Origin of the sequence: Paraburkholderia domus (assembly GCF_905220705.1) — a bacterium.
GTDB classification, from domain to species: Bacteria; Pseudomonadota; Gammaproteobacteria; order Burkholderiales; family Burkholderiaceae; genus Paraburkholderia; species Paraburkholderia domus.
Map to the genome: position 1 here is coordinate 76,167 of NZ_CAJNAT010000013.1, position 13,067 is coordinate 89,233.

The window sequence follows — 13,067 nt, forward strand, 5'->3', positions numbered from 1 at the left end:
TTAGGCTTTGCGTAGTTTGATGTATTCGACAAGCACGCTTAGACCGCCCGCGCCGATCACCACCCACACCAGCGGCAGGCGCAGTATGCCGACGGCGACGAAGGTGCCCGCGAGGAAGAGCAGAGGGAGGAGTCTGCGCGGCACCCGGAGTGCGGTCGTCACGCCCATCGACAATGACAGGCCAGTGGCCGCTGCTGCCGCGCCCGCAAGCAGGACGTGAGCGATCGGAAAATGCAGCAGACGAACGAAAACCGTGCCCAGAATAATAATCAGGATGGCGGGCGGGACAATGATGCCGGTAACCGCCAGCAGCGCGCCGCGCCAGCCGAGCAGACGGTGGCCGATCCATATCGCCATGTTCTTGACGTTGATACCCGGCAGCGCCTGCGAAAGGGCGAGGCCGTTCAAAAAGTCTTCTTCACTGATCCAGTCGCGATCTTGGACGAATTCCCGCAGCAGCCAGCCGCTCAGGCCACCACCGAAGCTGGTGAGCCCAATACGGCTGAAGATAAGGAAAAGCCCGGTGAGGGTGGGCGGTCGACTCGTGTTGGCTATTTGTTGGGACATCGAATCTTCCAGTCAGATTGACGGTTGACGGGCGAAATGGGGGCAAGGCTGATGCGTGCCCGATTCCATACGCCTTGAAAAATTATATCAATCGCTGACCTTTCTCTGGACCACATCTCGTATGGCTAATGCCGTGCGCGAAATGCTGTCGGCACTGTCCTGTGGTCGCTGGAGCGTCTAATCGGGCGCGATTGCACCGATAACCAGAGGTGATCGCTGTATCGAAACAATTCATTAGTCATCTATCGCCGGCGTTCAGATAATGTGTCCACAAAACAGAGTGCCGCGTACGAGTCTGCCCGCATCCTGAGCGAGACGGACATCGAGGCGGAAATCCGGAGGAGACAATGTTCCATCGACCGAAAGTCAGTCGGGCGATTCTCGCGATCATGTGCGCGATGTCGTTCATCATGTATCTCGACCGCGTCAACCTCTCTGCCGCCGCCGGTCTGATCCGCGATGACCTGCATCTCTCCAATACCCAGGTAGGCCTCGTATTCGCAGCGTTTGCCTACACTTATGCGATCTGTCAGGTCATCGGCGGCTGGGTTAGCGACCGCTTCGGCGCGAAATTCACGCTGATCACCTGTGCAAGTATCTGGATCGTCGCTACGGTCGCGACCGGTCTCGCGGGCGGTATCGTGTCGCTGTTCTGCGCGCGGATGTTGCTTGGCGTCGGTGAGGGCGCGGCCTTGCCGGCGCAAGCGCGGGCGCTGACCAACTGGTTTCCTTCCAGCAAGCGCGGCTTCGTGCAAGGGCTCACGCATTCTTTCTCCCGCCTCGGCAATGCTATTACGCCACCGTTTGTCGCTTTGCTCGTGGCGTTCTCGTCGTGGCGCGCGTCATTCCTCGTGGTCGGCGCGTTGACGCTGGTGTGGGTGGTGGTCTACGCATGGTATTTCACCGACAACCCACGTAAGCATCGTCATATGACCGCGCAAGAGGAGGCCGAATTGCCGCCGGCGGGCAAGGTGGTCATCGAAAAGACGCGCGAGCCGACGCCATGGCGGCGTCTGCTCAAGCGCATCGGGCCGACCATGCTCGTGTACTTCTGCTATGGCTGGACCGGTTGGCTCTTCTTCACCTGGCTGCCGACTTTCTTCATGCACGGCCGGGGCCTCGACCTGAAAAGCTCGGCGATGTTTTCTGCGGGCGTGTTTCTTTCCGGCGTGGTCGGCAATACAGCGGGCGGCGTGATAAGCGATCGTATCCTGAAGCGGACCCAAAACGTTGTCGCAGCACGGCGCAACGTGATCATCTGTGCGTTTCTCGGCGCGCTCGTATTCCTTGCGCCGGTGATGGTCGTGAAGTCGTTGCCGGTCATGGCGGCGTGTATGAGTCTTTCGTTCTTCTTCCTCGAAATGACCATTGGGCCCATCTGGGCCGTGCCGATGGACATCACGCCGAAGCATGTCGGCGTGGCGAGTGGCCTGGTGAATGCAGGCTCTGCGGTGGCGGGCATTTTCACGCCAATCGTATTCGGTCTCGTGGTGGATCGCACCGGTAGCTGGACGCTGCCGTTTGCCGGTTCGCTCGTGCTGCTCGCGGTCGGCATTGTCGCGACGTTCTTCATGCGGCCGGATATCCCGCTCGATGCGGCAATCTCGCCGGCCGATGCGGCAAACAGCAGCGATCTGAAGTTGGCCGAACGTCCGGGCCACTGAATCACGCGACTGCGGCAAGCCTCTAAAGCACCGGCACCGGCACCGGCACCGGCACCTCAACACGGCTCACGCTGCCGCGCGGATCGAATCGATCACGAGTTGCGTGGCCGGCGTGATGCGGCGATTCTTTCGCAGGATCAACCCGTACGGCGCCAGCCGCCCACGCAGCGGTGTGGACACCGCAGCGATGGCGTTGAGGTCCACGTAGTACTGCGCCACCGAATGGGGCAGTACGGCGAGCATGTCCGAATCGCGCAGCAGCGACAACGTGGTCAGAATCGACGACGTTTCGACCGTGCTGACCGGTGCCGGCACACGCGACTCGCGAAAGGTCTGGTCGATGACCTGCCGCATCGGGCTCGGATGCGGCTGAACGATCCACGGATACCGCGCCAGCTCCGCCAGCTTCGGCCGAACCGTTGCGTGCGCAACCGGATGATCCGGCCGCACGACGATCGACAAGGCCTCTTCCGCCAGGGTCTCGAAGCTCAGATCGAGCGCTGGAAAGCCATCCGGAATTCGCCCAATCACGATATCCAGCTGGTCTTGCTGCAAGGCCTGCACGAGCACGTCGCTGGTGTCGATCGTCACCGTCATCTGCAGGCGTGGATGGGCGTCTTTCAACGTCACGATGGTATGCGTCAGCAGATCGGGCGACGGCGCCATCACCGCCCCGATGCGCACCTTGCCGATGTCGCCGGCCTCGATGCCCGCCAGTTCCTCGCGCAATTCGTCGAGATCCTCGAACACCACGCGCGCATAGCGCATAACGGCCTCGCCGAAAATCGTCGGCTTCATGCCGCGCGCGTGCCGCACGAACAGCGAAACGCCGATCGTGTCCTCGAGTTCCTGCAGTGCTTTGGTGGCGGCGGGCTGGGTCATGGCCAGGTCGTCGGCGGCGCGCCGTAACGACTCGGTCTCAGAGAGCGCGACCATCAGTTGCAGATGGCGCAGACGCAGACGTTTGCGAATGGTGGAAGCGGGCGCGATCATGTGAGCGATAACTCCAGGGAATCAACCGATTCGATTTATTCAGTGGTCAGTTATTGCATAGTTTCGCACACTACAGGGTATCGAACGACACGGGAGACACCCTCAATCATGAAGATCAAGCACATCCGCACGCGCGTCTTTGAATGGAAAGGCAAGGTCGTGCCGCCGCAAGCGCATTTCTGCACGAACGCGGTGGACATTCTTTACGAGCGTGGCGATGCGATGGGCTCGTTCCGGTTCCACGGCTGGCTGGTGGTGGAAATCGAATGCGACGACGGCACCGTCGGTATCGGTAACTGCGCGCTGGCGCCGCGCGTGGCCAAACAGATCATCGACGACTATCTCGCGCCGATCGCGATCGGTGAGGACCCGTTCGACAACGAGTACATCTGGCAGAAAATGTATCGCCGCACGCTTGCATGGGGCCGCAAGGGCATCGGCATGGCGGCGATCTCCGCGGTGGATATCGCGCTGTGGGACATCATGGGCAAAGCCGTGAAGAAGCCGGTGTTCAAGCTGCTTGGTGGCCGCACGAAAGAGAAGATCTGGTGCTACGCCTCGAAGCTTTACAACAACGACGATCGCAATGCGTTTCTCGGCGAGGCCAAGGGTTACCTGGACGAAGGCTTCACGGCGATGAAGATGCGCTTCGGCTACGGTCCCAAAGACGGGCCGAAGGGCATGGCAAAAAATATCGAGCAGGTGCGGCTGTTGCGTGAGCTGGTCGGCGACGAAGTCGATATCATGCTCGAATGCTATATGGGCTGGACGCTGGAATACGCGCGACGGATGCTGCCGCGCCTTGCCGAATTCAATCCGCGCTGGATCGAAGAACCTGTGATCGGCGACGACGTCGAGGGTTATCAGGAACTGAAGAAGATGAACATCATGCCGGTGTCCGGCGGCGAACACGAATTTACGAGCTACGGTTTCAAGGATCTGCTCGAACGTCGCGCGCTCGACGTGATCCAGTACGACACGAACCGGGTCGGCGGCATTACCGCGGCCCGCAAGATCAACGCGATGGCGGAAGCGTGGTCGGTGCCGGTGATTCCCCATGCGGGGCAGATGCACAATTATCATCTGACGATGTCGAGCACCGCGAGTCCGATGTCCGAATTCTTTCCGGTGTTCGACGTCGAGGTCGGCAACGAATTGTTTTACTACATCTTCGAAGGCGAGCCGCGCCCTGAGAACGGCTTCCTGCAATTGTCGGACGAGACGCCCGGACTTGGCATCACCTTGAGCGACAAGCATCTCGACGACTTCAATATCATCGAATAGACGCGTCACTGGACGAGACACCATGAACCCACGTATTGCAGTCCTTCTCGGCGATCCCGCCGGCATCGGTCCCGAACTGATCGGGCGTTTGCTCGCGAAAGCCGAGAATCGCGCGCGCGCCGAACTGCTGATCATCGGCGACCGGCGCGAACTGGAAACCGGTATGGAGATCGCGGGGCAGTGCTTCGAGTACGAGGTGGTCGATAACGCCGACGCGGCGTTTCGCCAGCCGGGCGTGCCTTCGCTGATCGATTTCCGCCTGGCCGGCGACGCACCGTACGAGCGCGCTACTGCCACCGAGCGCGGCGGCCGCTACAGTCTGGATGCGTTCAGACAGGCGCTTGCACTGACGCAGAAGAACACCACGCAGGGCATGCTGTTTGCGCCGGTGAACAAAACGTCGCTGCATTTGGCCGGGATGGAAACCGGCGACGAAATGGAATGGTTCGCGAAGCAACTCGGCTATACGGGCAGCTTCTGCGAGTTCAATGTGCTCGACGAATTGTGGACCTCACGCGTCACCTCGCACATGGCGTTGAAGGACGTCAGCGAGAAGTTATCCGAAGCGCGGATCGTGGGCGCGGTGCAACTGATCCACGATGGTTTGAAGCGTGCGGGCAATCCGAAGCCGCGTATCGCGGTGTGCGGTTTCAATCCGCATAACGGCGACAACGGCGCATTCGGCCGCGAGGAAATCGACGTGATCGCACCCGCCGTGGAGGTGGCCCGCGAGCATGGTTACGATGCCCAGGGGCCATTCCCCGCCGATACGATTTTCGTGCGGGCGCGTGACCAGAAAGCGTTCGACGGTGTTGTCACGATGTACCACGATCAAGGCCAGATCGCGATGAAGCTGATGGGCTTCTGGCGCGGCGTGACCGTGCACGGTGGTTTGCCGGTGCCGATCGCGACACCGGCGCATGGCACGGCGTTCGACATCCACGGCCAGGGTAAGGCTGATGTCGGCGCGACGCAGAAGGCCTTCGACATCGTCACGCAGATGGCAATGGATCGACTGCGGTGACTTTAAGCTTGTCGCAACGCACGGGATGCATCCTGGTTAAGCACCTCGGTTGAAGTCATTCTGCTCAAAGATGTCCACGACCCAATCGACAAACGCTTCGGTCGCCCCGCTCGCGTGCCGGCCGTTCGGATAAACCATGGAAATGGGCACGGGCGAACATCTTGCGCTCGCTAGCACTTCTTTCAGGCGTCCCGTTTTCAGGTACGGGAAGGCTACGAACTCTGACAACTGGATCAGTCCCAACCCTTCCAGGCCGCATTGCAAATAGGCTTCTGTTTCGTTGACAGCGAAGCGGCTTGACATGGTCATCGCGAGATTTTCGCCCGCCACGTTGAAGCGCCAGTCAAGCGGTCTGCCGGTCGCGTTCGATATGTAGTTGATCGCGCGGTGGGCACTCAGCGCAGTGACGCTAACGGGTTCTCCGTACTCCTTGAGATAGCGCGGCGACGCGCAGGTAATCCAGTTCAGTTGCCCCACCCGGCGTGCAACCAGGTTCGAGTCCGCCAGTTCTCCGGTACGGATGACGCAATCGATACCGTCGTAAATCAGGTCGGCGGGCCGATCGCTCAGGCCGAGCACGAGTTCGATGCCGGGGAAGCGCTGCTCGAATTCCCGTAGCCTCGGCAACACGATCGCCCGGCCGATTACCCCCGGCATGTCCGCTCGTACGCGCCCGCGTCGGTCAGACTGAGGGTGCGTGTACTGCGTCTGAGCAGAGGCGTGCCTAGATGGCCCTCCAGGGTCTTGATCGTCGTCGTGACCGATGAGCGCGGCATTGACAGGGTCTCCGCTGCCTTGCTGAAGCTCTGAGCTTCGACGACCCGCACGAAGGTTGTCATCGCATGAAGTTTGTCCATGAGCAAGGCACCTATCCGGTTCACGTATTGCCGTCCGCAGGCGGCCTGGAGAGGGCATCCATCTTACATGGATCGCTCACTTGTCGCGTTCGATCAGGCTTGTTCTGACACGCCATTCGGGCGTGACCGTTCGCTATGCCCGCGTTCTGATTTCCGGCAGAGCGAACAATGCCATGCGTCGGCGCAACTAGACTTCAACTCATCCGGCTGACTTCCACATCAAACCACTGAGAAGCATTGCGCCGGGACCTGCGGGTCGCGCTAGCGAACGCTTCTGACAATGTTTCTCAAGCTTCGAAAAGGTCTTACCTATGTCGCACGATCATTCCATTCTCGTCCTCGGCGCCGGCGAACTCGGCATAGCCGTACTGCGCAGTCTCGCGCGACGCGCTGTATCGGAACCGGGCGTTTCGCTCTCGGTTCTGCTGCGTTCGTCGACTATTGATTCGAGCGAGCCGGCTAAGCAGAAGGATATTGCCGAACTGCGGTCGCTCAACATCGCGTTGCTTCCAGGCGACCTGGCGGGCCAATCAGAAGCGTCGTTCGCCGACGTATTCCGACGCTTCGACACGGTGATCTCGTGCACGGGGTTTGTCGGCGGCAAGGGCGTGCAACTCAAGATCGCGCGCGCTGTGCTTGCGGCCGGCGTTAAACGTTATTTCCCCTGGCAATTCGGCGTGGATTACGACGTCATCGGCCGGGGTAGCGCGCAGGATCTGTTCGACGAGCAACTCGATGTGCGGGATCTGTTGCGCTCACAAGATCAAATGGAATGGGTGATCGTGTCGACGGGCATGTTCACCAGCTTCCTGTTCGAACCGTCTTTCGGCGTGGTGGACCTGGAACTGAATACGGTGCACGCACTGGGAGGCTGGGACAACGCCGTGACCGTGACCACGGCCGGCGACATCGGCCGCTTGACGACGGAGATTGTGTTCGCCGCGCCGCGCATTGCCGGTCAGATCGTCTACGTTGCGGGCGACACGGTGACCTATCGTCAACTGGCAGATGCGGTGGACGCAACGCTGGGCCTGAAGGTCCGGCGCGTGGAATGGAGTGTGCCGCAATTGACGGGCGAACTCGCCCAGGAGCCCGGAAATGCCATCAGGAAGTATCGGGTCGTATTCGCGGAAGGAACGGGGGTGGCGTGGAACAAGGATCAAACCTTCAACGCCCAGTGTGGCATCGCAGTCTGCGGGTTGGAGGACTGGATGCGTGAAAACCTGCTGACGGAGGCGAATGCTTTGCTTCAGTAGACCCGCTATCGGCGCCGCGTTCGACACGTTTCGACGATCCAGCTGCCGTGTTTCGTTTGATCGGGGAGAAGACGGGTGGCCGGGCGGCAATGCTCCGCCCCCAATTGCGCAGGGCATTTTTAACCAAGACGACCTCCCATGAGACTGGGTATGCTAGGCGTAATCAGTCATTTCATGCGGGGATTTCAAGGTGGCGCACTATCTTTGCCATGAGCAGCCGGACCTACTCGAGTTCGAAACGAGCGTGATCGCCGCGCGGCCCGGCGCGGTCGTGCTGGGCCGCTCGGCCTTGCACCCGGGCGGCGGAGGTCAGGTGTCGGACGCGGCGACGCTGACGCATGCGCACGGCGTTGTCCGCATCAGCGGCGTCGAGGCTGAAGGCGGCATGCTCTGGCATCTGCTCGATGAGCCGCTCGAACTGAACGGCGACGTCCACGTGGCCGTCGACGCGGCCCGGCGTGCCACCGTCGCGCAGCTTCACACGGCCACGCATATTCTCAACGCCCTCGTGTATCAGCGCTTTGCCGGCGCGCTCGTGACCGGCGCGCAGATCAATGCCGACGGCACCGCTCGCATGGACTTCGATTTGCCCGAAGCGGATAACGATGCGCTGCGCCTACTGGAGGAACCTGCCAACGAGGTGATCCGCAGCGCCATGGACGTGCGCACCTACTACGTCAGCGCAGCGGAGGCGAAATCGACGCAGGGCCTGATCCGCAGTCTCTCGGTGGCGCCGCCACCGACCTCCGACGGCACGGTGCGGATCGTCGAAATCGGCGACCTGGACCGGCAGGCGTGCGGCGGCACGCATTTGACCAATACAGCGCAATCGAGGCCGATCCGCATCGTGAAGATCGAGAACAAGGGCCGCCGCAATCGCCGTGTCAGAATAGAACTGGTTTGAAGGGCATTGCGGGAGAACGACCCGTGGACACATCGGATAAAGGCGGGCCAGAGGTGGTGTGCTGGCGAGACGGCGCGCTCGACGGCGCCTGTCTTGCGAGTGCCCGCTACGGCGAGCACAAATTCAACCGGCATCTGCACGACGAGCTCGTCATTGTCATGACGGAATCTGGTGCGGGGCAGTGTCATACGCGCGCCGGCAGCGAGGTCGCCGGACCCGGCAGCGTGCTCGTGTTCGGACCCGGCGAGTATCACAGCGGCGAGGTGTGGGAAGGGCGCGAATGGAATTACCGCGCCATCTATCTCGACATGGAGGGTCTCGGTGCGCTGGGTGCGGTGTTTTCGCCCGACTCGCGTCCTGACAAACCGCTTCTGATTCCGCCCGGGCTCTACCAGGACGCACACCTTGCCGGTCTGCTGGTCAAGGCGCATGCGAGTCTCGACGAACACGGCTCGGTCTCGCTGATGGAGCGGCAGGCCAACTGGTGGGCTGCGATGGGGATGCTGGTCGGGCGATATGGGCAATCGCGGCACGAACTCGGCGAAGTGCGCCGCGAAGCCCGCAAGATTGCGCAAGTGCGTGAGTACGTTGCCGCCAACTATGCGCGCGATATCCCGGTCGACGAACTGGCGGAACTGGTGGGGCTGAGCCGCTATTACCTCACGCGTGCCTTCTGCAAGGAGTTTGGGCTGCCGCCGCACGCCTATGCAACGCAGGTGCGGCTACTCGCGGCCAAACGGATGCTCGCGGCGGGGCATAGCGCGGCGACGGCCGCTGCGGCCGTCGGTTTCTACGATCAAAGCCATCTCAACCGGCTTTTCAAGCGGGCATATGGGTTCACGCCGGGTACATATGCGGCGCTGAAGCCTGGGCATTAGGCAGCGCGTTGCTCCGCACGTTGCGCACGTTCAAGGAGCGTTGCAGCGTTCAGATATTCCGCCATGAGGCACACGTTTCCTGCAGAAACACGAAGCGCTGTAACGCCCTAAGGTTCACTTACGTCTCGCCTCCGTGTCGGTCGACGGCTGATGGAATAGGGTGTAGATCGCATCGAGGAGCCAGGCAATGCCCGGGTCCGCCGAAAATTGCGAGTGCGAATGGACCTGAATTTCGATTGGCGGCAAGGAGAACGGCAGGGGAAGGATGCGAAAAGCCTTGTTGCGGTTAAAGCGCTGCGCAATGCTCCTCGGGAAAATGACAGCGAGATCGGTATGTTGAACGATCTCGGGCGCCACGACAAAATGAGGCAGTCGCAAGACGATATCCCGCCGCAGATTCAGTTCTTCCAGCCATTGCTCGACCATCCTGTGCCCGGTTGCGTTTGTGCTCGCGTAGACGTAGCGCAAGCCCGCGAGGTCTTCCTTGGTCGGCTTCTGTTTGCGTAGCGGGTGGCCTGCCCGCACCACGCAGACATGTTCGTCGACGAACAGGGTCCTGCTCACGCACCCCGGATCGAGGCCCGGTACGTAGCCGAGCGCCAGATCGATCTTGCCGCTGCGCATGGCGGCGCTTACCGCGTCGACGGGAAAGTTCGCGATCTCGATGCGGATGCCGCGCGCGTTCTGGTCGAGCATGCTGAGAAGCGGCGGCAGAAAATAGAACTCCGACATGTCCGACATGGAAACGTGGAATGTACGTTGCGCGGTGGCGGGGTCGAACTTCGCGAGTTGCTGGACCGCCACGTTGATGATGCCGAACGCTTGCGTGAGGGGCCCGTGCAAGTGCAAAGCGGCGTCGGTTGGGACCATGCCGGTGGGCGTTCGAACGAACAGCGGGTCGTCGAACAAGATACGCAAACGGCGCAGCGCATGGCTGACCGCCGGTTGCGTCAGGCCGAGTCGCTCGCCCGCGGCGGTCAGGCTGCGCAGATCGGAGATGGCCAGAAACACGCGCAGCAGATTCAAATCCGTAATGCCGGGGTGCGACTTGGTCATGACGTTCGGATCGCGGCAATGAGGGGCGTTTATATCGGATTCAGATTACCGTAAATGCTGCGCATAGGGAAATGCGGGGTGGGGCCGCTATACGGCGGAAATGCGTTGAAATCCGCCTTCATGTGGGCACGGATCGGCGACGCCAGCGCCGCGGCGAGCGCGTCGGGATTATCGAAGACGACCTTGTTACGCTGCATGGCGGTGGCGCGCGGAATAGTCAGGCCGGACCGGAAGTCGAGTCGCGTGTAGATTTCCAGCTCGCGAATGCCGGGCAGTTGCGCCATGAGCGGCGGATGATGGGTGATGTAGTGCGTCAGCCACGCGTTGAAATCTTCCGCTTCGCCTTCGTAGCTGACGAGGTAGGTGCATCGCTCAGCGCGATGATCTGTGTGATCTGTGCCGCCTGGATTCGGTGTGGTGAATGACCGGACTGCCATGACTTGCTGCGCGAACGTGAGATCGACTTCGGCAGCGTTGGTTGTGCGGTCCACGACCCGCTGCATCGCGCCGTTGGTTTGCAGGGCGGTTTCGAGCAAGCCGAGATCGTCGAAATACCATTGCAATGCGCAGCAGGGGCTCGAAGCATGGGGCTTCGACAGCGGGTCGCTATCCGGCGACGCCGCAGGCAGATGGATCACGAAACGCGTCAGCCCTGGTATGTCACGCGATGCCGCTGCGAGCCATGATGGGTCGATAGGCAAGCGCATTTCGGCTGCGTCGTCGCAGTGGGCGAGAAGAAAGAAGCAGACCTCCACGCTTACCTCCCGGTATGCGCGTGGGCGGACGGCGTGACCGCTGCCGGCCGCGTCAGGCGATGGAACTGCCGCCCGAAATAGATGAGCCCGTCACCATCGGATCGCAGTGTAATGTGCCGGATCTGCGCGAACATCACGGAGTGCGAGCCGACCGTTTTGATGTCGACAATTTCGCCTTCCAGACTGGCAATCGCATCCGAGAGAACGGGCACCGAAGCCTGTCCGCTCGCCCATGCATGTCGTCCGAACCGCTCGTCCATCGAACCCGCTGTCATGCCGGCGAAATCGCGCGCGAGATCCTGATACTCGGCGGCGAGCACATTGATGCACACGTTGCGGTTGCGGTGCAGAACGTCGTGGACGTAGCTGGCCTGGTTGATACAGACGAGCATCGTCGGCGGCGCGTCCGTTACCGAGCACACGGCGCTTGCGGTGATGCCGCAGCGGCCGTCTGGCCCGTCCGTGGTGATGACGTTGACGGCGGCGGGCAGGCACGCCATGGCGTCGCGGAAACGCTTTCTGGTGTCTTCGATCGTCACGTTCTCTGCCTCGTGGTGGTGGAGTGCTGATTGCATCGGGGGCATCATGTGCATCAGGGATAAGGCGTGACCGGCGGCACGCCGGCGAACAGCGCGCCGGATGCGTCGTAGGTCCCTTCGCCAAGAAACGCGTGCTGGGTCACGACGATCGAATCACGCACCAGACGCTGCAGACGGTTCTCGCGATAGATCGCGGCGATGCCCGCCATCTGGTAAGCCTGCATGACGACCTCGGCGCAGATCTGCGCGGCGTGTGTCGCGCTGAGGCGCAACAGGTTGGCCTGTTCCTGCGTGACGGGGTCGCCGGCGATGATCGTTTGCCAGGCGGTGGCTGCGGCTTCGTAGAAAAACGCGCGGGCGCTGCGCCAGTTGGCCTCGGCTTTCGCCAGACCTGAGCGGTAATAACCGCGGTCCGCGAGACGCGGCGCGCCTGTGGTAGTTTTGGTTGAGCCGGACATGCCGGTCAGCAGATCGAGCGCGGCGCGCGCGAGGCCGATATTGACGGCGGCATGCACTTGCGCCTGATAGGCGACGGCGGGATAGCGGTAGAGCGGTTCATCGATCAATGGCTGGCCGCCGCGTACAAACGTCCATTGCGCATCGACGAATTTGTCGTGCAAGCGCAAGTCGTGGCTGCCGGTGCCCTGCATACCGACGACGTTCCAGTTCTCGACAATCTCGACCTCATGCGCGGGAAAGACCGCGGTGAACGGCTTGCCGGCGCCTGCATCGCCGGAATTGGCAGGCGTGCCGCCGATCCCGACACCGATCCAGTCCGCGCCCTTGCAGCCGCTGGCAAAGCGCCATTGGCCACTGACCGTGAAGCCGCCGGCGACCCGGGTGGCCGGTTGCAGCGGATAGAGGCCGCCGGAGAAAACCTGGTCCGGGCCGGTGGCGTAAATGTGCTGCTGCGTCTCGATCGGCAGCGCGGCGAGATACGTGTTCGCCGAGCCGAACGCGGCGACCCAGGCGGTTGAGCCGTCGGCGATCGCAATGCGCTCGAGGATGCGCAGGAATTGCGGCGGCGGCAGCGCGTCGCCGCCGAAACGCTGCGGCGTGCTCGCGCGGAAAATCCCGGCGCGTTTCATCTTCGCGACCATGTCGCGCGGAACATGCGACACTTGATCGAATTCGTCCCGGCGACGCTCGATCTCGCCGATCAGCGCGTCAAGCGTAATCGGACCTGCGTACTCAGGATAAGGATCCGCGTGATCGATCGCGCGAGGTTCGTAGGCGTACGTCGAAAGAGTGCTTGTCTGAAGGCTTTGCATGATGACAACGTAGGGAAAT

General features: G+C 61.7%; 14 protein-coding genes. 6 read left to right on the top strand and 8 right to left on the bottom strand.

Annotated elements, in window-relative coordinates; genetic code table 11:
• A complete protein-coding gene (locus KHO31_RS21820; protein ID WP_201073785.1) occupies positions 1–567 on the bottom strand; it encodes a chromate transporter in 567 nt (188 codons plus the stop codon).
• A gap of 347 nt (positions 568–914) precedes the next feature.
• On the opposite strand from KHO31_RS21820, the gene KHO31_RS21825 reads away from it, so the two are divergent.
• Positions 915–2,231 (top strand): MFS transporter, encoded by a 1,317-nt coding sequence (locus KHO31_RS21825; RefSeq protein ID WP_201073784.1) that lies wholly within the window; start codon positions 915–917, stop codon positions 2,229–2,231.
• 66 nt (positions 2,232–2,297) lie between these two features.
• On the opposite strand, the gene KHO31_RS21830 is transcribed toward KHO31_RS21825, so the two are convergent.
• On the bottom strand, positions 2,298–3,224 hold the full coding sequence (locus KHO31_RS21830) for a LysR family transcriptional regulator (RefSeq protein ID WP_211624149.1): 927 nt from the start codon (positions 3,222–3,224) through the stop codon (positions 2,298–2,300).
• Positions 3,225–3,332: 108 nt separating this feature from the next.
• On the opposite strand from KHO31_RS21830, the gene KHO31_RS21835 reads away from it, so the two are divergent.
• A complete protein-coding gene (locus tag KHO31_RS21835) occupies positions 3,333–4,508 on the top strand; it encodes an L-rhamnonate dehydratase (protein ID WP_201139059.1) in 1,176 nt (391 codons plus the stop codon).
• Between the two features lie 22 nt (positions 4,509–4,530).
• Positions 4,531–5,532 (top strand): 4-hydroxythreonine-4-phosphate dehydrogenase PdxA, encoded by a 1,002-nt coding sequence (locus tag KHO31_RS21840; RefSeq protein WP_201073780.1) that lies wholly within the window; start codon positions 4,531–4,533, stop codon positions 5,530–5,532.
• A gap of 36 nt (positions 5,533–5,568) precedes the next feature.
• On the opposite strand, the gene KHO31_RS21845 is transcribed toward KHO31_RS21840, so the two are convergent.
• Positions 5,569–6,189, bottom strand: a complete 621-nt coding sequence (locus KHO31_RS21845) for a LysR substrate-binding domain-containing protein (protein WP_236071386.1) — start codon at positions 6,187–6,189, stop codon at positions 5,569–5,571.
• Positions 6,177–6,389 (bottom strand): helix-turn-helix domain-containing protein, encoded by a 213-nt coding sequence (locus KHO31_RS39375; RefSeq protein WP_236071388.1) that lies wholly within the window; start codon positions 6,387–6,389, stop codon positions 6,177–6,179. Before KHO31_RS39375 ends, KHO31_RS21845 begins: the two co-directional genes overlap by 13 nt.
• Before the next feature lie 311 nt (positions 6,390–6,700).
• Between KHO31_RS39375 and KHO31_RS21850 the strand changes: the two genes are divergently transcribed.
• The 3 genes from KHO31_RS21850 (at position 6,701) to KHO31_RS21860 (ending at position 9,427) form a co-directional block, all read left to right on the top strand.
• A complete protein-coding gene (locus KHO31_RS21850) occupies positions 6,701–7,645 on the top strand; it encodes an aromatic alcohol reductase (RefSeq protein ID WP_201107850.1) in 945 nt (314 codons plus the stop codon).
• Positions 7,646–7,835: 190 nt separating this feature from the next.
• Positions 7,836–8,549, top strand: a complete 714-nt coding sequence (locus KHO31_RS21855; RefSeq protein ID WP_201085254.1) for an alanyl-tRNA editing protein — start codon at positions 7,836–7,838, stop codon at positions 8,547–8,549.
• A 23-nt stretch (positions 8,550–8,572) separates the two neighbouring features.
• On the top strand, positions 8,573–9,427 hold the full coding sequence (locus KHO31_RS21860) for an AraC family transcriptional regulator (RefSeq protein ID WP_201085255.1): 855 nt from the start codon (positions 8,573–8,575) through the stop codon (positions 9,425–9,427).
• Positions 9,428–9,541: 114 nt separating this feature from the next.
• On the opposite strand, the gene KHO31_RS21865 is transcribed toward KHO31_RS21860, so the two are convergent.
• The 4 genes from KHO31_RS21865 to KHO31_RS21880 are packed head-to-tail and all read right to left on the bottom strand — an operon-like array spanning position 9,542 to position 13,048.
• Complete coding sequence (locus KHO31_RS21865) at positions 9,542–10,483, bottom strand: LysR family transcriptional regulator (RefSeq protein ID WP_211624161.1); 942 nt, start codon at positions 10,481–10,483, stop codon at positions 9,542–9,544.
• 29 nt (positions 10,484–10,512) lie between these two features.
• A complete protein-coding gene (locus KHO31_RS21870; RefSeq protein WP_236072365.1) occupies positions 10,513–11,238 on the bottom strand; it encodes an EthD family reductase in 726 nt (241 codons plus the stop codon).
• Between the two features lie 2 nt (positions 11,239–11,240).
• Entirely contained in the window at positions 11,241–11,813 is a 573-nt protein-coding gene (gene hpaC / locus KHO31_RS21875) for a 4-hydroxyphenylacetate 3-monooxygenase, reductase component (RefSeq protein WP_201085257.1), read from the bottom strand.
• Positions 11,814–11,830: 17 nt separating this feature from the next.
• Complete coding sequence (locus KHO31_RS21880; protein WP_201085258.1) at positions 11,831–13,048, bottom strand: acyl-CoA dehydrogenase family protein; 1,218 nt, start codon at positions 13,046–13,048, stop codon at positions 11,831–11,833.
• Between the last annotated feature and the right edge of the window lie 19 nt (positions 13,049–13,067).